Source organism: Duganella sp. GW821-FHT01E12, assembly GCF_059422325.1.
This window is the reverse complement of record NZ_JBWKWR010000001.1, coordinates 132,485-158,504: the sequence shown is the minus strand read 5'-3', so window position 1 is coordinate 158,504 and position 26,020 is coordinate 132,485. Positions and strand designations below refer to the sequence as shown.

The 26,020-nt window shown below is 68.6% G+C and carries 11 protein-coding genes; 8 read left to right on the top strand and 3 right to left on the bottom strand.

The genetic code is table 11. The features are described from left to right. Positions 1 to 2: 2 nt before the first annotated feature. Positions 3 to 1,019, top strand: coding sequence for a GlxA family transcriptional regulator (locus AC07WS_RS00540; RefSeq protein ID WP_494727221.1), 1,017 nt, complete (start codon positions 3 to 5; stop codon positions 1,017 to 1,019). A 27-nt stretch (positions 1,020 to 1,046) separates the two neighbouring features. Further along, entirely contained in the window at positions 1,047 to 1,451 is a 405-nt protein-coding gene (locus AC07WS_RS00535; protein WP_494727220.1) for a hypothetical protein, read from the top strand. Here AC07WS_RS00535 and AC07WS_RS00530 read toward each other — a convergent pair. Further along, on the bottom strand, positions 1,426 to 2,184 hold the full coding sequence (locus AC07WS_RS00530) for a class I SAM-dependent methyltransferase (RefSeq protein WP_494727219.1): 759 nt from the start codon (positions 2,182 to 2,184) through the stop codon (positions 1,426 to 1,428). The two genes, AC07WS_RS00535 and AC07WS_RS00530, sit on opposite strands and share 26 nt — an antisense overlap. 503 nt (positions 2,185 to 2,687) lie before the next feature. Between AC07WS_RS00530 and AC07WS_RS00525 the strand changes: the two genes are divergently transcribed. From AC07WS_RS00525 to AC07WS_RS00500, 6 genes are all read left to right on the top strand, one after another. Continuing rightward, positions 2,688 to 9,926 (top strand): SPM autocatalytic domain-containing protein, encoded by a 7,239-nt coding sequence (locus AC07WS_RS00525; protein ID WP_494727218.1) that lies wholly within the window; start codon positions 2,688 to 2,690, stop codon positions 9,924 to 9,926. Positions 9,927 to 10,377: 451 nt separating this feature from the next. After that, positions 10,378 to 18,297: an SPM autocatalytic domain-containing protein gene (locus AC07WS_RS00520; RefSeq protein ID WP_494727217.1), complete on the top strand. Its 7,920-nt coding sequence runs from the start codon at positions 10,378 to 10,380 to the stop codon at positions 18,295 to 18,297. Between the two features lie 202 nt (positions 18,298 to 18,499). Next, a complete protein-coding gene (locus AC07WS_RS00515; protein ID WP_494727216.1) occupies positions 18,500 to 20,650 on the top strand; it encodes a peptidase domain-containing ABC transporter in 2,151 nt (716 codons plus the stop codon). Further along, positions 20,623 to 21,990 carry an HlyD family type I secretion periplasmic adaptor subunit gene (locus tag AC07WS_RS00510; protein WP_494727215.1) on the top strand — a complete coding sequence of 456 codons (1,368 nt, stop codon included), beginning with the start codon at positions 20,623 to 20,625 and terminating at the stop codon, positions 21,988 to 21,990. Before AC07WS_RS00515 ends, AC07WS_RS00510 begins: the two co-directional genes overlap by 28 nt. A 10-nt stretch (positions 21,991 to 22,000) precedes the next feature. Further along, a complete protein-coding gene (locus AC07WS_RS00505) occupies positions 22,001 to 22,687 on the top strand; it encodes an SGNH/GDSL hydrolase family protein (protein ID WP_494727214.1) in 687 nt (228 codons plus the stop codon). A gap of 18 nt (positions 22,688 to 22,705) precedes the next feature. Next, positions 22,706 to 23,488 (top strand): glycosyltransferase family 2 protein, encoded by a 783-nt coding sequence (locus AC07WS_RS00500; RefSeq protein ID WP_494727213.1) that lies wholly within the window; start codon positions 22,706 to 22,708, stop codon positions 23,486 to 23,488. On the opposite strand, the gene AC07WS_RS00495 is transcribed toward AC07WS_RS00500, so the two are convergent. Continuing rightward, positions 23,485 to 25,056 carry a glycosyltransferase gene (locus AC07WS_RS00495; RefSeq protein ID WP_494727212.1) on the bottom strand — a complete coding sequence of 524 codons (1,572 nt, stop codon included), beginning with the start codon at positions 25,054 to 25,056 and terminating at the stop codon, positions 23,485 to 23,487. The genes AC07WS_RS00500 and AC07WS_RS00495 overlap by 4 nt on opposite strands. 11 nt (positions 25,057 to 25,067) lie before the next feature. Then, positions 25,068 to 26,000 (bottom strand): FkbM family methyltransferase, encoded by a 933-nt coding sequence (locus AC07WS_RS00490; RefSeq protein WP_494727211.1) that lies wholly within the window; start codon positions 25,998 to 26,000, stop codon positions 25,068 to 25,070. Positions 26,001 to 26,020: the final 20 nt, after the last annotated feature.

Genomic DNA, 26,020 nt, shown 5'->3' with positions numbered 1-26,020 from the left:
ACATGAAACCCATCGACATCTGGCTGCTGGTGTATCCCGGCTTCGTGCTGCTCGACGCCACCGGCCCGGCGCAGGTGTTCGCCAGCGCGAACGACGAGGCGCGCGACGCCGGCCTGGCGGAACCCTACCGCATCCGCATGATCGCGCCCGGCGGCGGGCTGGTGGCGTCCACCGCCGGCGTGACGGTGATGACCGGGCCGCTGCCCAGGACCGGGCGCGCGCTGGCCGGGTCGACCCTGATCGTGGCCGGCGGCCGCGGCGTCGAGGACGGCGCCAGCGCGGCGCTGGACCCGGCCACGGTGCGCTGGGTGCGGCGCGCGGCGCCAGGCGGCGGCACCGGCGGCGACGCCCGCACCGGCAGCGGCGTGCTGCGCTGCTGCGCGGTGTGCTCGGGCGCCTTCGTGCTGGCGCGCGCCGGCCTGCTGGACGGCCGCAGCGCCGTCACGCACTGGATGGACGCGGCGCGCCTGCAGGCCCAGCATCCCGGCGTGCGGGTGCTGGACGACGCGATCTACGTCAAGGACGGCCCGTGCTACACCTCGGCCGGCATCGCGGCCGGCATGGACCTGGCGCTCAGCCTGGTCGAGGAGGACCAGGGGCGCGGCGCGGCGCTCGCCACGGCCAAGCGGCTGGTGGTGTTCTTCAAGCGTCCCGGCGGCCAGCGCCAGTTCAGCTCGGAGCTGCTGGCGCAGGCCGATCCGCAGGGCTTGCACGGCCGGCTGACCGCCTGGCTGCGTCCGCGCCTGAGGCGGCAGGTCGACGTCGAGCAGATGGCGGCGGCGTGCGCGCTGTCGGTGCGCACGCTGCACCGGCGCCTGCAACGGGAGGCGGGCGTGTCGCCGGCCCAGCTGCTGCTGCGCCTGCGCATGGAGGCGGCCTGCGCGCTGCTGGAGCGGCCCGGCATGAGCGTCAAGCGCGCCGCCGGCCAGAGCGGCTTCGGCAGCGAGTACAATCTGCGGCGCGCCTTCGCCGCGCAGCTGGGCGTGCTGCCCGGCGACTACCAGGCGCGCTTTGGCTGACGCCGGCAACCGGACGGGAATCAGATGATGCGGGAATTCGAAAAGTGGCTGGCGCGGGTGCTGCTGCTCAATGGCGCGCTGGCGCTGGGCGTGTGCCTGGGCCTGCTCGGCGAGCCCCAGCCGGCCGAGGCGCTGCCGCTGCTGTACGGCGCGGCCACGCTGGGCTTGCTGTCGGCGCTGCTGTCGCTCAAGCGCCGGCAGGCCGGCCTGTGGGGCGGCGCCCTGTACTACGCGCTGCAGCTGGTGGCCGTCTATCCACTCGCCGGCGGCTGGCAGTACGCGCTCAAGGCCGGCGTCAGCGTCGGCCTGGTGCTGCGCTTCCACGGCGCGGTGGTGGTGCTCAACCTGGTGGCGCTGGCGCTGCTGGCGGCCACCGCCGCCGTGCTGGCCTGGCGCCGCCGCGCGCCTACGGCTTGCGGAAGCGCAGGATGAACTGGTCGGTGTGGGCCCGGATGCCGCTCTCGAACACCTGCGCGCCGCGCTCGTCCCCGGGATTGCGCAGCGCCGGCGATTCGGCGTCCAGCACGAAGCCGGCCGCCAGCACCTCCTTGCGCACCAGCGCCTCGTCGATGCGGTGCAGCCTGGCCATGCCGGCGTCGTCCAGCCCCGGCTGGGCCGCGTGGTCCAGCACAATATAGTAGCCGCCCGGCTTGAGGGCGTCGAAGGCCGCCTTGTTCAGCTCGGCCGCGCCGGCCGCGCCGCCCCAGATATGGATGTCGTGGTAATTCTGCGAGGTCCACACCAGGTCGGCCTTGACCGGCACGTTGAGCGAGGCGGCGCCGACCGCCTCGCGCACATTGGCGCGGCCCGGCTCGGCCGACACGGGCGGCGGCGGCGGCTTGCCCTTCGAGCGGTCCAGCCAGGCCTGCGGCGTCACCGCGTACACCATACCCTGCGGCCCGACCGCCGTGCTGAACAGCCGGGTGAAATAGCCGCGGCCGGGGAAGAAGTCGATCACCGTCTGGCCCGGCTGCAGCTTGGCGAAGGCCAGCATCTCGGCCGGCTTGCGGTCGGCGTCGCGCGCCTTGTCGGCGTCCGGGCGGGTGGCGTCGGCCACGGCGGCGGCGGCCAGCGGCGCCTGCGCGGCGGCGTGGCCGGCGGCCAGCCACAGGGTGCTGCTCAGACTCAAGAGGACCAGGGTACGGCTTGCGGGCAGTAGCTTCATGGCGGCATGTCTCCATCGCGGGTGGGGGAGTGGGGATTATGCACCGGTCATGCGCTTGTCACACGTCCGGTGCAAAATATCCTTGCGGATACATTTCCCACAATCAATATGATTGAATTGCCATCCAGTGAGGATCGCTTTCCGCCGGCATAAACATGACGCTTCGACAGGTTGTGTGGCCGCGACAGCATGGAAAAAAATTCTTTTGAGAAATTAAATAAGATATAATGCTCTACTGAAATTCCGCCGCGCAGGCGGCGCACGGCAGAACCGGCAAGCTTTTTTCTTGAATCCACACGGCAACATTGCGGTTGGAAAAAAGTTTACTTAATGAAAGTCTAAATTCTGTCGTTATGTACGGTATAAGCCGGATTTTCCCGGCGGCATCAAAAAAAGTTATATAAAATAGCAACATATTCCACGACAGGGCTCGAACGCCGGCGCAGGCCGGACGTTCGAGTTGCTTTCTGAGCTGACAGAGAAGTACCTCCAGGAGAATTAGAATGAGTTTCGCGACCACCTTTACCACGGCACAGATTGCCAGCCTCAGCACTTCCCAGATCATCACGCTGGCGACTGCCGATATTGCGGCATTCAATTCTGACCAGTTGGGTGCGTTCACGACTTCGCAAATCCCTGCGTTTACCACTGCCCAGCTCGCGGGCGGCATCACCACCACCCAGGCCGCCTACCTGACCACGGCCCAGGTGAGCGTGCTGACCTCGACCCAGATCGGCGCCCTGCAGACGGCCAGCTTCGCCCAGCTGTCGACCAACGACATCGCCGCGCTGTCGACCTCGGCCATCGGCGGCATCAGCGCCGGCCAGGTCAAGGCGCTGACTACCAACCAGGTCGTGGCGCTGAGCAGCAACCAGGCCGCGCAGCTGACCTCGACCCAGGTCGCGGCGCTGAGCACCAACGCCATCGGCGCGCTGGAGACCGGCGACCTGGCCGCCATCAAGACGGCGTCGATCGCCCTGCTGAGCAGCGCCCAGGTGGCCGCGCTGAGCACCGCCCAGATCACCTCGCTGTCGACCGGCGCCGTCGCCGCCCTGAGCACCGCCGGCATCGCCGTGCTGAGCACCGACCAGGCGGTCGCGCTGACCTCGGCCCAGATCGCCAGCCTGAGCGCCACCCAGGTGGCCGCGCTGAGCAGCAAAGCCATCGGCGCCATCGAGACCGCCGACCTGGCCGGCCTGAGCACCGCCGACATCGCCGCGCTGCGCACCGCCCAGCTGGTGGGCTTGACCACCGACCAGGTCGGCGCGCTGTCGACCAACCAGACCGCCACGCTGAACTCGGCGCAGATCGGCGCCCTGAGCACCAACCAGATCGCCGCGCTGACCACCGGCCAGGCGAGCGCGCTGACCGCCGCCCAGGTGGCCGGCCTGAGCACCAACGGCGTGGCCGCGCTGGAGACCGCCGACTTCGCCGCGCTGTCGACCAACGCCATCGCCGCGCTGAGCGCCAACCAGGTCAAGGCGCTGACCACCAACCAGGTCGTCGCGCTGACCACCAATGAAGCCGCCGCGCTGGGCACCGCCCAGGTCGCCGCGCTGAGCACCAACGCCATCGCCGCGCTGGAGACGGCCGACCTGTCGGCCATCAAGGTGGCCGCGATCGCCGTGCTGAGCACCGCCCAGGTCGCCGCGCTGACCACCGGCCAGGTGGCCTCGCTGGCCACCGCCTCGGTCGCTGCGCTGAGCACCGCCGCCATCGCCGTCTTGAGCACCAACCAGGTCGTCGCGCTGAGCTCGGCCCAGATCAACAGCCTGGGCACCGCCCAAGTGGCGGCCCTGTCGAGCAACGCCATCGGCGCCATCCAGACCGCCGACCTGGCCGGCCTGTCGACCGCCGACATCGCCGCGCTGCGCAGCAACCAGCTGGCCGGCCTGACCACCGACCAGGTGGGCGCGCTGTCGACCAACCAGATCGCCGCGCTGAGCAGCGCCGCCGTCGCCGGCCTGACCACCAACCAGATCGTCGCGCTGACCACCGCGCAGGCGAGCGTGCTGAGCGTCCTGCAAGTGTCCGGCCTGTCGACCAACGCCATCGCCGCGCTGTCGACCGCCGACTTCGCCGCGCTGTCGACCGCCGTGGTCGCGTCGCTGAGCGTGAACCAGGTCAAGGCCCTGACCACCGGCCAGGTCGTCGCGCTGACCACCGGCGAAGCGGCCGCGCTGGGCACCGCGCAGGTCGCCGCGCTGAGCACCAACGCCATCGCCGCGATGGAAACGGCTGACCTGTCGGCCATCAAGACCGCCGCCATCGCCGCGCTGACCACCGCGCAGGTGACCGCGCTGACCACCGGCCAGATCAACTCGCTGGCCACCGCCTCGGTCGCCGCGCTGAGCACCGGCGCCATCGGCGTGCTGAGCACCGACCAGGTCGTCGCCCTGACCTCGTCCCAGATCGCCAGCCTGAGCGCCACGCAAGTGGCCGCGCTGAGCAGCAAGGCCATCGGCGCCATCGAGACCGCCGACCTGGCCGGCCTGAGCACCGCCGACATCGCCGCGCTGCGCACCGCCCAGCTGGCGGGCCTGACCACCGACCAGGTGGGCGCGCTGTCGACCAACCAGTTCGCCGCGCTGAACTCGGCGCAAGTGGGCGCCCTGAGCACCAACCAGATCGTCGCCCTGACCACCGCGCAAGCGAGCGTGCTGACCGCCGCCCAGGCCGCCGGCCTGAGCACCAACGGCGTGGCCGCGCTGGAGACCGCCGACTTCGCCGCGCTGTCGACCAACGCCATCGCCGCGCTGAGCGCCAACCAGGTCAAGGCCCTGACGACCAACCAGGTCGTCGCGCTGACCACCAATGAAGCCGCCGCGCTGGGCACCGCGCAAGTGGCCGCGCTGAGCACCAACGCCATCGCCGCGCTGGAGACGGCCGACCTGGCAGCGATCAAGGTCGCCGCCATCGCCGTGCTGGGCACCGCGCAGGTCGCCGCATTGACCACCGGCCAGGTCAGCTCGCTGACCACCGCCGCCATCGCCGCGCTGAGCACCGCCGCCATCGCCGTGCTGAGCACCAACCAGGTCGTCGCGCTGAGCTCGGCCCAGATCAACAGCCTGGGCACCGCGCAAGTGGCGGCCCTGTCGAGCAACGCCATCGGCGCCATCCAGACCGCCGACCTGGCCGGCCTGTCGACCGCCGACATCGCCGCGCTGCGCAGCAACCAGCTGGCCGGTTTGACCACCGACCAGGTGGGCGCGCTGTCGACCAACCAGATCGTCGCGCTGACCACGGCCGCCGTGTCCGGCCTGACCACCAACCAGATCGTCGCCCTGACCACCGGCCAGGCCAGCGCGCTGAGCACTGCGCAAGTGGCCGCGCTGACCACCAACGCCATCGCCGCGCTGGAGACCGCCGACTTCGCGGCCCTGCGTTCGGACGCGATCGCTGCGTTGAGCGTGAACCAGGTCAAGGCCCTGACCACCGCGCAAGTGGTGGCGCTGACCACCGGCGAAGCGGCCGCGCTGAGCACCGCGCAGGTCGCCGCGCTGAGCACCAACGCCATCGCCGCCTTGGAAACGGCCGACCTGTCGGCGATCAAGACCGCCGCCATCGCCGCCCTGACCACCGCGCAGGTGACCGCGCTGACCACCGGCCAGATCAACTCGCTGGCGACCGCCTCGGTCGCCGCGCTGAGCACCGGCGCCATCGGCGTGCTGAGCACCGACCAGGTCGTCGCCCTGACCTCGTCGCAGATCGCCAGCCTGAGCGCCACGCAAGTGGCCGCGCTGAGCAGCAAAGCCATCGGCGCCATCGAGACCGCCGACCTGGCCGGCCTGAGCACCGCCGACATCGCCGCGCTGCGCACCGCCCAGCTGGCGGGCCTGACCACCGACCAGGTGGGCGCGCTGTCGACCAACCAGTTCGCCGCGCTGAACTCGGCGCAGATCGGCGCCCTGAGCACCAACCAGATCGTCGCCCTGACCACCGCGCAAGCGAGCGTGCTGACCGCCGCCCAGGCCGCCGGCCTGAGCACCAACGGCGTGGCCGCGCTGGAGACCGCCGACTTCGCCGCGCTGTCGACCAACGCCATCGCCGCGCTGAGCGCCAACCAGGTCAAGGCCCTGACGACCAACCAGGTCGTCGCGCTGACCACCAATGAAGCCGCCGCGCTGGGCACCGCGCAAGTGGCCGCGCTGAGCACCAACGCCATCGCCGCGCTGGAGACGGCCGACCTGTCGGCCATCAAGGTGGCCGCCATCGCCATCCTGAGCACCGCCCAGGTCGCCGCGCTGACGACCGGCCAGGTGGCCTCGCTGGCCACCGCCTCGGTCGCCGCGCTGAGCACCGCCGCCATCGCCGTGCTGAGCACCAACCAGGTCGTCGCGCTGAGCTCGGCCCAGATCAACAGCCTGGGCACCGCGCAAGTGGCGGCCCTGTCGAGCAATGCCATCGGCGCCATCCAGACCGCCGACCTGGCCGGCCTGAGCACCGCCGACATCGCCGCGCTGCGCAGCAACCAGCTGGCCGGTTTGACCACCGACCAGGTGGGCGCGCTGTCGACCAACCAGATCGTCGCGCTGACCACGGCCGCCGTGTCCGGCCTGACCACCAACCAGATCGTCGCCCTGACCACCGGCCAGGCCAGCGCGCTGAGCACTGCGCAAGTGGCCGCGCTGACCACCAACGCCATCGCCGCGCTGGAGACCGCCGACTTCGCGGCCCTGCGTTCGGACGCGATCGCCGCGCTGAGCGTGAACCAGGTCAAGGCCCTGACCACCGCGCAAGTGGTGGCGCTGACCACCGGCGAAGCGGCCGCGCTGAGCACCGCGCAGGTCGCCGCGCTGAGCACCAACGCCATCGCCGCCTTGGAAACGGCCGACCTGTCGGCGATCAAGACCGCCGCCATCGCCGCGCTGACCACCGCGCAGGTGACCGCGCTGACCACCGGCCAGATCAACTCGCTGGCGACCGCCTCGGTCGCCGCGCTGAGCACCGGCGCCATCGGCGCGCTGAGCACCGACCAGGTCGTCGCCCTGACCTCGTCCCAGATCGCCAGCCTGAGCGCCACGCAAGTGGCCGCGCTGAGCAGCAAAGCCATCGGCGCCATCGAGACCGCCGACCTGGCCGGCCTGAGCACCGCCGACATCGCCGCGCTGCGCACCGCCCAGCTGGTCGGCCTGACCACCGACCAGGTGGGCGCGCTGTCGACCAACCAGACCGCCACGCTGAACTCGGCGCAGATCGGTGCCCTGAGCACCAACCAGATCGTCGCCCTGACCACCGGCCAGGCGAGCGCGCTGACCGCCGCCCAGGTGGCCGGCCTGAGCACCAACGGCGTGGCCGCGCTGGAGACCGCCGACTTCGCCGCGCTGTCGACCAACGCCATCGCCGCGCTGAGCGTCAACCAGGTCAAGGCCCTGACCACCAACCAGGTCGTCGCGCTGACCACCAATGAAGCGGCCGCGCTGGGCACCGCGCAGGTCGCCGCGCTGACCACCAACGCCATCGCCGCGCTGGAAACGGCCGACCTGAGCGCCATCAAGACCGCGTCCATCGCCGTGCTGGGCAGCGCCCAGGTCGCCGCGCTGACCACCGGCCAGGTCAGCTCGTTGACCACCGGCGCCATCGCCGCGCTGAGCACCGCCGGCATCGCCGTGCTGAGCACCAACCAGGTGGTCGCGCTCGGTTCCGCGCAGATCGCCAGCCTGGGCACCGCGCAAGTGGCCGCCCTGTCGAGCAACGCGCTCGGCGCGATCCAGACCGCCGACCTGGCCGGCCTGTCGACCAACCACATCGCCGCGCTGCGCACGGCCCAGCTGGCCGGCCTGACCACCGACCAGGTGGGCGCGCTGTCGACCGGCCAGATCACGGCGCTGTCGTCGGCCGCGCTGGCCGCGTTGAGCACCAACCAGATCGTCGCCCTGACCACCGCCCAGGCAAGCGTGCTGAGCGCCACCCAGGTGGCCGGCCTGAGCACCAACGGCGTGGCCGCGCTGGAGACGGCCGACTTCGCCGCGCTGTCGACCGCCGCCATCGCCGCGCTGAGCGCCAACCAGGTCAAGGCCCTGACCACCAACCAGGTCGTGGCCCTGACCACCGGCGAAGCGGCCGCGCTGAGCACCGCGCAGGTCGCCGCGCTGTCGACCAACGACATCGCCGCGCTGGAAACGGCCGACCTGTCGGCGATCAAGGTGGCCGCCATCGCCGTGCTGGGCACCGCGCAGGTGAGCGCCCTGACCACCGGCCAGGTCAACTCGCTGGCCACCGCCTCGGTCGCCGCGCTGAGCACCGCCGGCATCGCCGCCCTGAGCACCAACCAGGTGGTGGCGCTGACCTCGGCCCAGGTGGCCGCGCTGGGCACCGCGCAGATCGTCGCGCTGAGCACCAACAGCCTCGGCGCGATTGAAACGGCCGACCTGGCCGGCCTGTCGACCGCCGACCTGGCCGCGCTGCGCACCGCCCAGCTGGCCGGCCTGAGCACCACCCAGGTCAGCGTGCTGACGACCGCGCAGATCGCCGCGCTGTCGACCGCGGCCTTCGCCGGCGGCCTGTCGACCAACCAGATCGGCGCGCTGACCACCAGCCAGGCCGTCTCGCTGAGCGTGCAGCAAGTGGCCGCGCTGTCGACCCGCAACGTCGCCGCCCTGGCGACGTCCAGCGTGGCCGCCTTCTCGACCACCGAAATCGCCGCGCTGACCTCCGCCCAGCTCGGCGCGCTGAGTTCCGACCAGGGTGTGGCGCTGAGCTCGACCCAGGTGGCGGCGCTGACCACCGCGCAAGTGGTGGGCTTGTCGACCAACGCGCTGTCCGCGCTCGACACCGCCGACCTGGTGGCGCTGAGCACCGGCGCCATCGCCGCGCTGACCACCCGCCAGATCGTCAGCCTGCGCACGGCGGAAATCGTCGCGCTGACCACCAACCAGGTGCACGCGCTGACCTCGATGCAGCTGCATGCGATGACCAGCGACCAGGTGCACGCCTTCACCACCGCCCAGACCCCGGCGCTGTCCTTCCTGACCCCGATCGCGCTGGACCTGAACGGCAACGGCGTGCAGACCAGCGCACTGGGCCAGGGCGTGCAGTTCGACCTGCTGGCCAACGGCAACAAGGTCAACACCGGCTGGATCGCCGGCGGCGACGGCCTGCTGGCGCTGGACCGCAACCACGACGGCGTGATCAACGACGGCGGCGAGCTGTTCGGCTCGGGCACCACGCTGGCCAACGGCCAGAAGGCCGCCACCGGCTACCAGGCCATGGCCGAGCTGGACACCAACGGCGACGGCGTGATCGACGCCAAGGATGCCGCCTTCGCCGACCTGCGCGTCTGGGTCGACGGCAACGCCGACGGCGTCAGCCAGGCCGACGAGCTCAAGTCGCTGCAAGCGCTGGGCATCACCAAGCTGAACCTGGACGTCAAGCAGGACGGCACGGTCAACAACGGCAACATCCTGGGTCTGAGCTCGACCTTCGAGACCGCCGACGGCGCCACCCACGCGGCGGCCGACGTGTGGTTCGCCACCACGCCGGTCAGCAACCTGAGCGGCAACGTCAGCGGCCTGGCCCAGGCGCTGTCCAGCTTCGCAGGCAACGCGGCGGCCCCGGCCACCGCCAAGCTGGACCTGCCGGGCGCGGTCAACAACAACGTCGCGCAACTGGCCGGCGCCATCAAGCAGTTCAGCGACAAGCCGCTGGGCGCCGAGAACCAGGCGGCCACCGACAGCGAGCTGCGCTTGAAGGCCCTGCAGTCGCAAGGCGGCCACGGCTTCCTGGCCTCACCGGCCAAGTAAGGCGGATCAGCGGTAACGGAACGGCAGGGCTTAGGCCCTGCCGTTTTGCCCTCTGGACCCGGTTTTTCGTAGCGAAATGCAAGTGTTGTTGCCCGCATACGTGTTGCGGGAGGTAAACAAAAATCTTAATGCAGACGGTAAATTTGTCGCTTTGTACGTTCAGGACGGCTGCCGGCGTAGTGGTGGCCGTCGCCGATTAATCCAAACTATGTGATGGTCCTAAGCAATAAAAATGTTAACGGTAGGAAAAATCCTAGTGCTGGTATCCTAAAGTTGGCTTGGATATTGACGTTAAGAACTAAAGTCCAGCGCTTTTCTCGCGTTTAACTCAAGCAATTCAGTAGCAAAATCGCAAGTGGTACCCAATTTGACGTTGGAGCCGGGGGGGTGGCCTCTGTAGGCTCCGACCTTCGTCCGTCTAGAACAGTGCAGCGCCCCAAGGAGAATGGAAATGAGCCTCGTAACAAGCATGAGTACCGACCAGATTGCAGCTCTGTCGACCCAAACAATTGCTGCTCTCGCGACTTCCGATATTGTTGCGCTCAATTCGGCTCAGACCCGCGCCCTCACCACGGACCAGACCGCTGCACTGACGACCACCCAGATCGTTGCCCTGACCACCAAGCAACTGACGGTCGGCCTGACCACCGACCAGATCGTCGCGCTGACCTCGACCCAGGTAGGCGTGCTGAGCTCGGCGCAGTTCAACGCGCTGGCCACCGACTCCATCGTCGCGCTCGAGACGGCCGACTTCGCCGCGCTGCGCACCGCCACCATCGCCGGCATCAGCACCAGCCAGATGGCCGCGGTCACCACCGACCAGATCGTCGCGCTGACCACCGCCCAGGCCGCCGCGCTGACCAGCACCCAGGTGATGGGCCTGAGCACCGGCGCCATCGTCGCGCTGGAATCGGCCGACCTGATGGCCATCAAGACCTCGGCCATCGCCGCGCTGACCACCGCGCAGTTCACCTCGCTGAGCACCGACCAGATCACCAACCTGACCACCGCCCAGGTCTCCGCGCTGAGCACGGCCGACCTGGCCTCCGGCCTGACCACCAACCAGGTCGTGGCCATGAGCTCGACCCAGCTGTCGCTGCTGAGCACCAGCCAGTTCAGCGCGCTGGGCACGAGCGCCGTCGCCGCCATCGAGACGGCCGACCTGGTCGCCATCAAGACCAACGTCATCGCCACGCTGAAGACCGCGCAGCTGGTGGCCCTGACCACCGACCAGCTGTCGAGCCTGACCACCGGCCAGATCGCCTCGCTGACCACCGCCAGCATGGCCGCGCTGACCTCGGACCAGGTCGTCGGCCTGAGCTCGCAGCAGGTCGGCACGCTGAGCTCGGCGCAAGTGGCCGCCCTGAGCACCCTGAACCTGGCCGCCATCGAGACGGCCGACATCGGCGCGCTGAAGACCTCGGCCATCGCCGCGCTGTCGACCGGCCAGGCCAAGGCCCTGACCACCGACCAGATCGTCGCGCTGGGCTCGGGCCAGATCGCCGCGCTCAACAGCGCCCAGGTCGCCGCGATGACCAGCACCCAGATCGCCGCGATTGAAACGGCCGACTTCGGCGCGCTGAAGACCTCCGCCATCGCCGCCATGACCACGCAGCAGACCGCCGCGCTGACCACCGACCAGATCCAGGTGATGGGCACGGCCCAGATCGCCGCGCTGACCACCGCCAACCTGGCCTCGGGCCTGACCACCGACCAGGTCGTCGCGCTGAGCTCGGCCCAGTTCGGCGCCATGAGCACCGCCCAGTTCGGCGCGCTGACGACCACCGACGTCGCCGCCATCGAGACCGCCGACATCGTCGGCCTGAAGACCTCGATCATCGCCGCGCTGAAGACCGCGCAACTGGCCGCGCTGACCACCGACCAGCTGTCGAACCTGACCACGGCGCAGATCGCCGCGATCACCACCGCCAATATGCAGGCGCTCACCACCGACCAGGTCGTCGCGCTGACCTCGCTGCAGGTCGGCACGCTGAGCTCGGCGCAGGTCGCCGCCCTGAGCACGCTGGACATCGCCTCCATCGAAACGGCCGACGTCGGCTCGCTGAAGACCTCGGCCATCGCCGCGCTGTCGACCAACCAGGCCAAGGCCCTGACCACCGACCAGATCGTCGCGCTGGGTTCGGCCCAGATCGGCGCGCTCACCAGCGCCCAGGTCGCCGGCATGACCAGCGGCCAGATCGCCGCGATTGAAACGGCCGACTTCGGCGCGCTGAAAACGTCCGCCATCGCCGCCATGACCACGCAGCAGACCGCCGCGCTGACCACCGACCAGATCCAGGTCATGGGCACCGCGCAGGTTGCCGCGATGACCACCGCCAACCTGGCCTCGGGCCTGACCACCGACCAGATCGTCGCGATGAGCTCGAACCAACTGGGCGCGCTCAACACCGCCCAGTTCGGCGCGCTGTCGACCACCGACATCGCCGCCATCGAGACGGCCGACATCATCGGCCTGAAGACCTCGATCATCGCCGCGCTGAAGACCGGCCAACTGGCCGCGCTGACCACCGACCAGCTGTCGAACCTGACCACGGCGCAGATCTCGGCCATCACGACGGCCAACATCCAGGCCCTGACCACCGACCAGGTCGTCGCTCTGAGCTCGCTGCAAGTGGGCACCCTGAGCTCGGCGCAAGTGGCCGCCATGAGCACGCTGGACATCGCCTCCATCGAGACCGCCGACATCGGCGCGATGAAGACCTCGGCCATCGCCGCGCTGTCGACCAACCAGGCCAAGGCCCTGACCACCGACCAGATCGTCGCCTTGGGTTCGGCCCAGATCGGCGCGCTCACCAGCGCCCAGGTGGCCGGCATGACCAGCACCCAGATCGCCGCGATTGAAACGGCCGACTTCGGCGCGCTGAAGACCGCCGCCATCGCCGCCATGACCACGCAGCAGACCGCCGCGCTGACCACCGACCAGATCCAGGTCATGGGCACCGCGCAAGTGGCCGCGATGACCACCGCCAACCTGGCCTCGGGCCTGACCACCGACCAGATCGTCGCGATGAGCTCGAATCAGCTGGGCGCGCTCAACACCGCCCAGTTCGGCGCGCTGTCGACCACCGACATCGCCGCCATCGAGACCGCCGACATCATCGGCCTGAAGACCTCGATCATCGCCGCCCTGAAGACCGGCCAACTGGCGGCGCTGACCACCGACCAGCTGTCGAACCTGACCACGGCGCAGATCTCGGCCATCACGACGGCCAACATCCAGGCCCTGACCACCGACCAGGTCGTCGCTCTGAGCTCGCTGCAAGTGGGCACCCTGAGCTCGGCGCAAGTGGCCGCCATGAGCACGCTGGACATCGCCTCCATCGAGACCGCCGACATCGGCGCGATGAAGACCTCGGCCATCGGCGCGCTGTCGACCAACCAGGCCAAGGCCCTGACCACCGACCAGATCGTCGCGCTGGGTTCGGCCCAGATCGGCGCGCTCACCAGCGCCCAGGTGGCCGGCATGACCAGCACCCAGATCGCCGCGATTGAAACGGCCGACTTCGGCGCGCTGAAGACCGCCGCCATCGCCGCCATGACCACGCAGCAGACCGCCGCGCTGACCACCGACCAGATCCAGGTCATGGGCACCGCGCAGGTGGCAGCGATGACCACCGCCAACCTGGCCTCGGGCCTGACCACCGACCAGATCGTCGCGATGAGCTCGAACCAGCTGGGCGCGCTCAACACCGCCCAGTTCGGCGCGCTGTCGACCACCGACATCGCCGCCATTGAGACGGCCGACATCATCGGCCTGAAGACCTCGATCATCGCCGCGCTGAAGACCGGCCAACTGGCGGCGCTGACCACCGACCAGCTGTCGAACCTGACCACCGGCCAGATCGCCGCCATCACCACCGCCAACATCCAGGCCCTGACCACCGACCAGGTCGTCGCGCTGACCTCGCTGCAGATCGGCACCCTGAGCTCGGCCCAGGTCGCCGCCATGAGCACGCTGGACATCGCCTCCATCGAGACCGCCGACATCGGCGCGATGAAGACCTCGGCCATCGGCGCGCTGTCGACCGGCCAGGCCAAGGCGCTGACGTCCGACCAGATCGTCGCGCTGGGCTCGGCCCAGATCGGCGCGCTGACCAGCGTGCAGGTCGCCGCGATGACCAGCACCCAGATCGCCGCGATTGAAACGGCCGACTTCGGCGCGCTGAAAACGTCCGCCATCGCCGCCATGACCACGCAGCAGACCGCCGCGCTGACCACCGACCAGATCCAGGTCATGGGCACCGCGCAGGTCGCAGCGATGACCACCGCCAACCTGGCCTCGGGTCTGACCACCGACCAGATCGTCGCGATGAGCTCGAACCAGCTGGGCGCGCTCAACACCGCCCAGTTCGGCGCGCTGTCGACCACCGACATCGCCGCCATCGAGACGGCCGACATCATCGGCCTGAAGACCTCGATCATCGCCGCGCTGAAGACCGGCCAACTGGCGGCGCTGACCACCGACCAGCTGTCGAACCTGACCACCGGCCAGATCGCCGCCATCACCACGGCCAACATCCAGGCGCTGACCACGGATCAAGTGGTGGCACTGACTTCGCTGCAGATCGGCACGCTGAGCTCGGCCCAGGTCTCCGCCATGAGCACGCTGGACATCGCCTCCATCGAGACCGGCGACATCGGCGCGATGAAGACCTCGGCCATCGGCGCGCTGTCGACCGGCCAGGCCAAGGCCCTGACCACCGACCAGATCGTCGCGCTGGGCTCGGCGCAGATCGGCGCGCTCACCAGCGTGCAGGTCGCCGCGATGACCAGCACCCAGATCGCCGCGATTGAAACGGCCGACCTGGGCGCGCTGAAGACCTCGGCCGTCGCCGCGCTGACCACCCAGCAGACCGCCGCGCTGACCACCGACCAGATCCAGGTGTTGAGCACCGCGCAGTTCGCCGCGATGACCACCGCCAACCTGGCCTCGGGTCTGACCACCGACCAGATCGTCGCGATGAGCTCGGCCCAGTTCGGCGCCCTGAACTCGAACCAGTTCGGCGCGCTGTCGACCACCGACATCGCCGCCATCGAGACGGCCGACATCATCGGCCTGAAGACCTCGATCATCGCCTCGCTGAAGACGGCGCAACTGGCCGCGCTGACCACCGACCAGCTGTCGAACCTGACCACCGGCCAGATCGCCGCCATCACCACGGCCAACATCCAGGCGCTGACCACGGATCAAGTGGTGGCACTGACTTCGCTGCAGATCGGCACCCTGAGCTCGGCCCAGGTCGCCGCGCTGAGCACGCTCGACATCGCCTCGATCGAAACCGGCGACATCGGCGCGCTGAAAACCTCGGCCATCGGCGCGCTGTCGACCGGCCAGGCCAAGGCCCTGACCACCGACCAGATCGTCGCCCTGGGCTCGGCGCAGATCGGCGCGCTGACCAGCGTGCAGGTCGCCGCGATGACCAGCACCCAGATCGCAGCGATTGAAACGGCCGACCTCGGCGCGCTGAAGACCTCCGCCGTCGCCGCGCTGACCACGCAGCAGACCGCCGCGCTGACCACCGACCAGATCCAGGTGTTGAGCACCGCGCAGTTCGCCGCGATGACCACCGCCAACCTGGCCTCCGGCCTGACCACCGACCAGATCGTCGCGATGAGCTCGGCCCAGTTCGGCGCCCTGAGCTCGAACCAGTTCGGCGCGCTGTCGACCACCGACATCGCCGCCATCGAGACGGCCGACATCGTCGGCCTGAAGACCTCGATCATCGCCTCGCTCAAGACCGCGCAACTGGCCGCGTTGACCACCGACCAGCTGTCGAACCTGACCACCGGCCAGATCGCCGCCATCACCACGGCCAACATCCAGGCGCTGACCACGGATCAAGTGGTGGCACTGAGCTCGCTGCAGATCGGCACCCTGAGCTCGGCCCAGGTCTCCGCGCTGAGCACGCTCGACATCGCCTCCATCGAGACCGGCGACATCGGCGCGATGAAGACCTCGGCCATCGGTGCGCTGTCGACCAACCAGGCCAAGGCCCTGACCACGGACCAGATCGTCGCGCTGGGTTCGGCGCAGATCGGCGCGCTGACCAGCGTGCAGGTGGCCGGCATGACCAGCACCCAGATCGCCGCGATTGAAACGGCCGACTTCGGCGCGCTGAAAACGTCCGCCATCGCCGCGCTGACCACGCAGCAGACCGCCGCGCTGACCACCGACCAGATCCAGGTCATGGGCACCGCGCAGGTCGCCGCGATGACCACCGCCAACCTGGCCTCGGGCCTGACCACCGACCAGATCGTCGCGATGAGCTCGAGCCAGCTGGGCGCGCTCAACACCGCCCAGTTCGGCGCGCTGTCGACCACCAACATCGCCGCCATCGAGACGGCCGACATCATCGGCCTGAAGACCTCGATCATCGCCGCGCTGAAGACCGCGCAACTGGCGGCGCTGACCACCGACCAGCTGTCGAACCTGACCACGGCGCAGATCTCGGCCATCACCACGGCCAACGTGCAGGCGCTCACCACGGATCAAGTGGTGGCACTGACCTCGCTGCAGGTCGGCACGCTGAGCTCGGCGCAGGTGTCCGCGCTGAGCACGCTGGACATCGCCTCGATCGAGACCGCCGACGTCGGCGCGCTGAAGACCTCGGCCATCGGCGCCCTGTCGACCAACCAGGCCAAGGCCCTGACCACCGACCAGATCGTCGCCCTGGGTTCGGCGCAGATCGGCGCGCTCACCAGCGCCCAGGTCGCCGGCATGAGCAGCGGCCAGATCGCCGCGATTGAAACGGCCGACCTCGGCGCGCTGAAGACCGCCGCCGTCGCCGCCATGACCACGCAGCAGACCGCCGCGCTGACCACCGACCAGATCGGCGTGCTGGGCACCGCCCAGATCGCCGCGCTGACCACCGCCAACCTGGCCTCCGGCCTGACCACGGATCAAGTGGTGGCGCTGTCGTCGGCCCAGCTGGGCGTGCTGAGCACGGCGCAGGTCAACGCGCTGACCACCACCGCCATCGCCGCCATCGAAACGGCCGACATCGGCGCGCTGAAGACGGCCATCATCGCCACGCTGCGCTCGGCCCAGGTCGCCGCGCTGACCACCGACCAGATCTCGGTGCTGACCACGGCCCAGATCGTCGCCCTGAGCACCGCCAACCTGTCGGCCGCCCTGAGCACCGACCAGGCGGTGGCGCTGACCACCACCCAGGTGGCAGTGCTGAGCTCGGCGCAACTGAGCTCGCTGACCACCAACGACATCGCCGCGCTCGGCACGGAAGACATCGCCGTGATCAAGACCTCGGTGTTCGCGGCCCTGCAGACGGCCCAGGTGGCGGCGCTGACGACCGACCAGATCGTCGCGCTGTCGAGCCAGCAGGTTGGGGTGCTGAGCTCCAACCAGGTCAAGGCGCTGTCGACCAACCAGATCGTGGCCATCGAGACGGCCGACCTGGTGGGCCTGAAAACCGCCGCCATCGCCGCCCTGAGCACCAACCAGATCCGCGCGCTGACGACCGACCAGATCCACTCGCTGGGCAGCCAGCAAGTCTGCGCGATCACCAGCGCCCAGGTACCGGGCCTGTCGACCGACCAGATCGCGGCACTGCCTTCGCCGCTGGGCACGCCGATCGTGCTGGACCTGAACAACAACGGCATCAACACCCTGGGCCTGTCGGCCGGCGTGAACTTCGATCTGAACGCCACCGGCACCAAGGTCAACACCGGCTGGGTCGGCGGTGGCGACGGCCTGCTGGCCCTGGACCGCAACCACGACGGCGTGATCAACGACGGCGGCGAGCTGTTCGGTTCGGGCACGACGCTGGCCAACGGTCAGAAGGCGACCAACGGCTACGCCGCGTTGAACGAGCTCGACACCAACGGCGACGGTGTCATCGACGCCAAGGACAGCGCGTTCGGCGACCTGCGCGTGTGGGTGGATGGCAACGCGGACGGCGTCAGCCAGGCCGGCGAGCTGAAATCGCTGGCATCGCTGGGCATCACCAAGCTGAACCTCGATGCCAAGGAAAACGCCTCGCTCAACAACGGCAACATCGTCGGCATCACCTCGACCTACGAGACGGCCGACGGCGCCAGCCACGCGGCGGCGGACGTCTGGTTCCAGACCGGGGCCGCGACGACCAGCCTGACCACCTCGGTGAGCGGCCTGGCCTCGGCGATGTCGAGCTTTGACGCGGCGGCGGCGACCACCACCACGGCCAAGCTGGAAGTGCCGAACAGCGTCAACACGGCGGTGGCGGCGATGGCCGACGCGATCAGCAATTACGACAACAAGCTGACCGCGACGACCAACTCGGCCGCAAGCGAGGAAACGCTGCGCCTGAAAGCACTGCAAGGCGGCAACCACCAGGGCTTCCTGGCTGCCAAGTAAGCAGCTTTCATAGCGTAAGCAAGAACGGCAAGGCCTGCGGGCCTTGCCGTTTTTTTTTATGCCCCGAACAACAAGGTAAATTGCGCTGTGTTTGCGCCACACAAAAACCTCCCGGAAACACTATGCTGGGTTAGAATCCGAAGGCTGGCACGATAGTGCGCTAATGCAAGCTTTTCCCAGCTCTTACCCATTCATCAGGCCTATGCACGATAAATTTCCCCATACCGCGATCCAGTGTCTGACAGCGATCGCGCAGCATCATGGTCTGCAAATCAATCCGGAACGCCTGATCGACGACTATGCGTTGCGCGCCGAGGAACCCGGCACCGGCGCGCTGTTGCGGATCGCCTCGGACATCGGCCTCAAGGCCAAGGCCGACAAGCTGACCTGGTCGCGCCTGATGGCGCAGGGCGGCGTGTTCCCGCTGATGGCGCGCCTGAACGACGGCAACATGGTGATCGCGGTCGGCGTCAAGCCGGGCGAGAACGGCGGCGCCGACCAGGTGGCCGTGCTCAACCCCGCCAACGCCAACGCCGCCGTGGTGATGGTGGCGCGCGCCGACTTCGAGCAGCGCTGGAGCGGCGACGTGCTGTTCATCAAACGCCAGCACAAGTTGAACGACCCCAACCAGCCGTTCGGCCTGCGCTGGTTCATCCCCGAGATCCTGAAACAGAAGGCCGCGTTCCGCGACATCTTCATCGCCGCCGTCGCCATGCAGCTGCTGGCGCTGGCCTCGCCGATCTTCTTCCAGCTGGTGATCGACAAGGTGCTCACGCACCAGAGCGTGACCACGCTGCAGGTGCTGGCGGTGGGCATCATCGCCGCGCTGCTGTTCGACGCCACCTTCGGCTTCCTGCGCCAGACGCTGACCCTGGCCGCCTCCAACAAGATCGACATGCGCCTGACGCGCCGCGTGTTCAGCCACCTGCTGTCGCTGCCGATCGACTTCTTCGAGACCACCAGCGCCGGCGTGGTCACGCGCCACATGCAGCAGCTGGAAAAGATCCGCAGCTTCCTGACCGGCCGCCTGTTCTTCACCGCGCTCGACCTGATCGCGCTGCTGGTGTTCGTGCCGATTTTGTTCAGCTACTCGTTCAAGCTGGCCATGATCGTGCTGCTGTTCGCCGGCATGATCGCGGCGGTGGTGATGGCCATGGTGCCGACCTTCCAGCGCCGCCTCAACGCGCTGTACTCGGCCGAGGGCCAGCGCCAGGGCATGCTGGTCGAGACCATCCACGGCATGCGCACCGTCAAGGCGCTGGCGATCGAGCCGTCGCAGCGCCGCATCTGGGACCAGCGCTCGGCCGAGGCCATCACCATGCACTTCCGCGTCGGCCAGATCTCGATCGCCGGCAACGCCGTCACCGACTTCCTCGGCAAGCTGCTGCCGGTGATGCTGATCGTCGTGGGCGCCGCCGACGTGTTCGACAGCACCCTGTCGGTGGGCGCGCTGATCGCCTTCCAGATGCTGTCGGGCCGCGTCACGCAACCGCTGATCTCCATCGTCGGCCTGGTCAACGAATACCAGGAGACCGCGCTGTCGGTGCGCATGCTGGGCGAGGTGATGAACCGCGCGCCCGAGGGCCGCGCCGGCGCCAACGGCCTGCGCCCCGTGCTGCAGGGCGAGATCCGCTTCGACGACGTCACCTTCCGCTATCCGGGCGCGCAGGCGATGGCGCTGGACAAGGCCCGCTTCACCATCGAGCCGGGCACGGTGGTGGGCATCGTCGGCCGCTCCGGCTCCGGCAAGACCACCTTGACCAAGCTGATCCAGGGCCTCTATCCGGTGCAGGAGGGCATCGTCCGCTTCGACGGCATCGACGCCCGCGAGATCGAGCTGTCGCACCTGCGGCGCCAGATCGGCGTGGTGTTGCAGGAGAACTTCCTGTTCCGCGGCACCGTGCGCGAGAACCTGTCGGTGACCAAGCCCGACGCCACCTTCGAGGAACTGGTCGAGGCCGCCGCCGCGGCCGGCGCCGACGAGTTCATCGAGCGCCTGCCGATGGGCTACGACACCGTGCTCGAGGAGAACGCCTCCAACCTGTCCGGCGGCCAGAAGCAGCGGCTGTCGATCGCCCGCACGCTGGTGGCCAAGCCGCGCATCCTCATCCTCGACGAGGCCGCCTCGGCGCTGGACCCGGAGTCGGAGGCCATCTTCATCAGCAACCTGTCGCGCATCGCGGTCGGGCGCACGGTGGTGATGATCTCGCACCGCCTGTCGACCCTGGTCAACGCCGACAAGATCATGGTCATGCAACAGGGCCGGCTGGTCGACGCCGGCCGCCACGAAGAACTGCTCACCACCAGCGACACTTACCAGCACTTATGGAACCAGCAAACAAGTCACCTCTAAGCCTCAAGCGCCGCCGCAAGGACGAAACCGAGATCGCGTTTCTGCCCGACGCCGACGCCATCGAGCGCGGCCCGCTGCCCAAGTTCGTGCGCCTGACGCTGCACGTGATGCTGGCCGCCTTCGTGTTCTTCATCGTCTGGGCCAGCGTCTCGCCGGTGGAGAAGATCGTGGTGGCGCACGGCCGCCTGGTCAACCCGCTGCCCAACATCGTGGTGCAGCCGCTCGACACCTCCATCATCCAGAGCATCGAGGTGCGGGTCGGCCAGGTGGTCAAGAAGGGCCAGGTGCTGGCGCGGCTGGACCCGACCTTCACCGCCGCCGACGAGCAGCAGCTGCGCGTGCGCCTCGACAGCCTCAACACCCAGGCCGCCGGCCTGCGCGCCGAGCTGGCCGGCCAGCCGGGCGCCGTCACCGGCAGCGGCTCGACCGCCGACAGCCTGCTGCAGGCGCAGCTGTCGACCGAGCGCAAGGCCAACTTCGAGGCGCAGAAGAACAAGATGGACCAGAACATCGCGCGCCTGAAGGCCGGGCTGGAAACCAACAAGCACGACCAGGTGATCCTGGCCCAGCGCGTCAAGTCGCTGCGCGAGGTGGAGGCCATGCAGGAGCAGCTGATGGCCGAGCAGTTCGGCGCCAAGATGCACCTGCTGGAGGCGCGCGACCGCCGCCTCGAGGTCGAGCGCGACATGGACCTGCAGCGCAACAAGGCGGTCGAGATGGCCAGCGAGCTGGCCTCGGCCCAGGCCGAGCGCGCCGCGTTCGACAAGAGCTGGCGCCAGAAGACCATGGAAGACCTGCTCAGCGCCACGCGCGACCGCGACGGCATCACCGAGCAGCTGGCCAAGGCCGACAAGCGCCACAAGGCGATCAACATGGTGGCGCCGGCCGACGGCGTGGTGCTGGAGATCGGCAAGCTGTCGGTGGGCTCCATCGTGCGCGAGGCCGAGCCGCTGTTCACGCTGGTGCCGCTGGGCGCGCAGCTGGAGGCCGAGGTGCAGATCGACTCGCTCGACATCGGCTACATCAAGCAGGGCGCGCCGGCCCACATCAAGGTCGACGCCTTCTCGTTCCAGCAGCACGGCATGTTGGAGGGCAAGGTGCGCACCATCAGCCAGGACGCCTTCAAGCGCGAGGCGGCCGACAAGAACGGCGGCGGCCTGGACGCCTACTACCTGAGCCGCATCCCCTACACCGGCAAGCTCAAGAAGCTGCCCGAGGGCGCCCAGCTGCTGCCGGGCATGACGGTGTCGGCCGAGGTGGTGGTGGGCCACCGCACGGTGATGTCCTACCTGCTGTATCCGCTGACGCGGGCGATGGACGAGTCGATCCGCGAACCGTGACGCCGGGACCATGACCACGCCCTACGCCGACCACCGGTTCGAACTGCACGAGCTGCCCGAGCTGCATCCGGGCGTGAAGATCGCGTTCGTCGGCAACAGCCTGACGCTGCACGCGCCGGCCATCGAGATCGGCTGGCACCACCACCACGGCATGGCGGCCAGCGCCACCGGCCGCGACTACGCGCACCGGCTGCTGCGCCAGCTGCGCCTCGAGCCGCGGCAGGCCTACATCCGCAACTTCTACCCGTTCGAATCGGACGCGTCGGTGGCGGGCAACCACATCCGCTCGCTGCACGGGGTGCTGGCGCAGCGCCCGGCGGTGATGGTGATCCAGCTGGGCGACAACGTCTTCACCCAGCAGCAGCTCGACGACTTCGCCCACAACCTGCAGCTGCTGGTGTACGCCGCCTGCACCTTCTGCCCGAACGTGTTCTGCCTGTCGACCTGGTGGCCGCGCCCGCCCACCGACTCGGTGATCGAGCAGGTGTGCCAGTTCCACGGCGCCCAGTACGTGTACATCGGCGACCTGTTCGACAGCCCGCTCAACGTTGACCGCGTCCATTCGACCTACGCGCACGGCGACGTCGAAGCCCATCCCAAGGACTGGGGCATGGAGCAGATCAGCGAACGGCTGTTCCGCGCCATCCTCGGACGCCTGCCCGGCATGACGGCGGCCAGGCCTTCGCCGCCGCCCTGACCGTCACCGGAGCCCGCCATGTTCACCATCATCATCGCCACCCACGACCGTCCGCTGCTGCTGATCCGCACGCTGGAATCGCTGATCGCGCAGACCTGCCAGGACTTCAACGTCGTCGTCGTGTCGGACACGGCGGGCTACCTGCCGCCGTACCAGCAGCTGAGCCAGCTGGACGGCCGCTTCGACTTCGTGATACGGCGCAGCGGCCAGGGCGGGCCGGCGGCCAGCCGCAACCTCGGGCTGGCGATCGCCGAGGGCGAATACATCCTGTTCCTGGACGACGACGACACCTTCCGTCCGGGCCACCTGGCCGCGCTCAAGGCGCGCCTGCTGCGCGACAAGCCCGAGCTGCTGTTCTGCGACTTCCAGGTGCAGCACGAGGACCGTACCGTGTATCCGCCGACGGCGCTGTCGACGCAGTCGATCTCGATCGCCGACGTCAGCTTCGACAGCGTGTACGTGCGCAACCGCATCCCCAACAGCTGCGTGGCCTACCGGCGCGACGTGCTGGCCGGCGTGCGCAACGAGACCGAGCTGATTTTGTACGAGGACTGGGATTTCCTGCTGGCGGCGATGCACGGGCGGCGCCTGGCGCACCTGGCGACGGACGGGGTGGTGATCCACAAGAGCCAGGCCACGGCGCCGGAGAACATGCGGCGCGGGAACTCGCAGGACGACAAGATCGTCGAGGTGATGTTGCAGCTGTACCGCAAGCACGCGGCGCCGAACATGGAGACGCGCCTGGCGCGCCAGGCGCTGCTGGCGAGCGCCGGCGTGGTGCTCGACCTGGCCTACTTCTAACCCGCCATCAGCTGGTCGATGATGGCGTCGACGTTGTCGAGCGTGAGCGGCTGGTACAGGATGTCGCGGCTGCGCAGGATGGCGGCGTCGCTCACCCGCGAGTAGTCGAGCCGCTGCATTTTCGCGATGATCGCCGGCTCGTAGCGGTGCTTGATGAACTTGGCCGGATTGCCGCCGACGATGCTGTACGGCGCCACGTCCTTGGTCACCACGCTGCCGGCCGCGATCACCGCGCCCTGGCCTATCGTCACCCCCGACAAGATCAGCACCTGGTAGCCGATCCACACGTCGTCCCCCACCACGATCGGCCCCTTGTTGGTCGACTCCAGCCCCTCGCCGAAATACTTGACCCGGAACGGGTAGGTCGACACGCCCTCGTACGGGTGGTTGCCGCCCAGCATGAACTTGACCTCGCTGGCCATCGACACGAAATGGCCGATGGTCAGCCGCTCGCCCTCGCGGCCGTAGGCCATCACGTTGAGCTCGCCATACGACATGCGCCCCACCGTCACCCGGCTGAAGTCGAACGGCCCGGCCGACATCGTCAGCTCGGTGTGGTTGTGCGGGTTCAGCGCCCGCCAGTAGGCGCGCTTCTGCTCCTCGAAGGTGGGCGCCGGCGCCGGCGCCGGGGCGGGGACGGGCGCGGCCCGGCGCGGCGGCACGTCGCTGTCGAGGTGCGCCACCGCCTGGTAGAAGTAGTCGTCGTCCACGTAGTCCTGCATGTGCTCGAAGAAGCCGGTCTTCTGGTAGTCGTTGTTGGCGTCGAAGTAACACGGGATGATGTGCTGGATCAGCAGCAGCTTCTTCTCGTGCTCGTACACCGCGCGGTCCAGCTGGCCCGTGGCCAGGTAGGGCTTGAGCAGGCTCAGGTAGTTCTTGCCGAACACCTCGGCGATGTTGTAGCCGCCCTTCTTGTAGTTGCCCTTGCGCCCGGTCGGCACGCCGCTGAAGTAGTGCCCGAACAGCACGATGGCGCGCTTGCCCATGCCCAGCAGGCGCAGCATGACGTCGGTCTGCACCAGCCGCAGGTGCTGGTTGCGCGCGAAGTCCGGCAGCGCGTGGAACTCGCTGCGCCACATGCCGAAGCCGCCGATCCAGGTCGACATGAACGACACCCGCCGCACGAAGTCGCTGATGCTGGTGAGCGCCTCGATCGGCTGGCCCTGCGCGTGGTTGCCGTTGGTCAGGAACACCACCGGCATCTCGGCCGCCGTGGCGCGGTACACCTTGACCAGCTCGGCCAAGGTGCCGGGATGGACCAGCAGGTTGTCGTTGTGCAGCTTCAGGTACAGCCCGCGACCCTGCTCCATGACGAACTTGAAGTTCATGTCCGGCGAGATGGTCTCGGCGTGGCGGTGGTACCGGATCTTGCCGGGGAAGGCCGCCACGTAGCGCGCCGCCACGGCCGCGGTCTCGTCGTCGGAGGCGTTGTCGGCGATGACGATCTCGATCTCGTTGGTGTCGGCGAAGGCCGGCTGTCCGACCATGCTGTCGAGCGTCTGCTGCAGGTAGGGCGCGCGGTTGAAGGTCGGGATGCAGATCGACAGGACGATGTCTTGGTTTTCCATGGACGCTCCGGTCAGCCGCGCAGGTAGCGGCGCAGCTGCTCGGCGTGCTTGCGCGGATGCAGGAAGAAGTAGTTGGTCGGGATGGTGTGCTCGTCCATCTCGCCGAACTTCACCAGGCGCCCGCCCTCGGCCGTGTAGACCTCGTAGCCGACGCTGCGGAACAGCGCGAAGATCTCGTTGGGGTTGTAGTTGAACTTGGCCGACCACTTGCGCAGGATCTCCGACAGCACGATCGGCAGGTCGCGCTTGATGGTCTCGAGGCCGCCCTTGAACACCAGCAGCTCGGCGCCCTCGACGTCGCACTTGATGAAGTCCACGCGCACGCCCGTTTCGGCGGTGTAGGCGTCCAGCGTGCGCACCTCGCATTGCGCGGTGCGCACGTCGTCGCGGCCGGTCAGGTTGACCGCCGAGGCGTTGCCCGAACCCTCGGGCGGGTAGTAGAACGTGAACTCGCCGGCCTGCTCGGACAGGCCGAAGTTGTGCGGCAAGATGTTGGCGCTGGCGTTGAGCGCCAGGTTGGTGCTCAGGTGGCCGTAGGTGGTCGGAATCGGCTCGAACGCGTACACCGTGGTGGCGCGGCGCGAGGCGGCGATGTTGAGCGCGTACCAGCCGATGTTGGCGCCGATGTCGAAGAAGTTGTCGCCGTCGGCCACCAGGTTCTCCATCATGGTCGCCTCTTCCTTCTCGTAGTCGAAGAAGTTGAGCGTCTCCATCGGCGCCACGCGGTAGTCGCCGGGCGTGCAGGCGATGCGGATGCCGCGGTCGCGCGAGGTCATGATGACCTTGCCGTCCTCGACCTCGATCTTGCGCACATTGGTCTGGCCGATGTAGCTGGCGTAGTCGAACAACACCGCGTGGTGTTGCTCGTACATGGTCTTGATGAAGGTCGGCTTGTCGATCGCGCCTTGCTGGAACTGGCCCAGGGTCGTTTGGATGGAAATCATGTCAGCACTCGCGGTAAAGG

What these genes read in the sequence shown, in the direction of transcription:
- AC07WS_RS00540 (WP_494727221.1), top strand. Translation starts at nt 3, where the DNA reads ATGAAACCCATCGACATCTGGCTGCTGGTGTATCCCGGCTTCGTGCTG.
- AC07WS_RS00535 (WP_494727220.1), top strand. Translation starts at nt 1,047, where the DNA reads ATGCGGGAATTCGAAAAGTGGCTGGCGCGGGTGCTGCTGCTCAATGGC.
- AC07WS_RS00530 (WP_494727219.1), bottom strand. Translation starts at nt 2,184, where the DNA reads ATGAAGCTACTGCCCGCAAGCCGTACCCTGGTCCTCTTGAGTCTGAGC.
- AC07WS_RS00525 (WP_494727218.1), top strand. Translation starts at nt 2,688, where the DNA reads ATGAGTTTCGCGACCACCTTTACCACGGCACAGATTGCCAGCCTCAGC.
- AC07WS_RS00520 (WP_494727217.1), top strand. Translation starts at nt 10,378, where the DNA reads ATGAGCCTCGTAACAAGCATGAGTACCGACCAGATTGCAGCTCTGTCG.
- AC07WS_RS00515 (WP_494727216.1), top strand. Translation starts at nt 18,500, where the DNA reads ATGCACGATAAATTTCCCCATACCGCGATCCAGTGTCTGACAGCGATC.
- AC07WS_RS00510 (WP_494727215.1), top strand. Translation starts at nt 20,623, where the DNA reads ATGGAACCAGCAAACAAGTCACCTCTAAGCCTCAAGCGCCGCCGCAAG.
- AC07WS_RS00505 (WP_494727214.1), top strand. Translation starts at nt 22,001, where the DNA reads ATGACCACGCCCTACGCCGACCACCGGTTCGAACTGCACGAGCTGCCC.
- AC07WS_RS00500 (WP_494727213.1), top strand. Translation starts at nt 22,706, where the DNA reads ATGTTCACCATCATCATCGCCACCCACGACCGTCCGCTGCTGCTGATC.
- AC07WS_RS00495 (WP_494727212.1), bottom strand. Translation starts at nt 25,056, where the DNA reads ATGGAAAACCAAGACATCGTCCTGTCGATCTGCATCCCGACCTTCAAC.
- AC07WS_RS00490 (WP_494727211.1), bottom strand. Translation starts at nt 26,000, where the DNA reads ATGATTTCCATCCAAACGACCCTGGGCCAGTTCCAGCAAGGCGCGATC.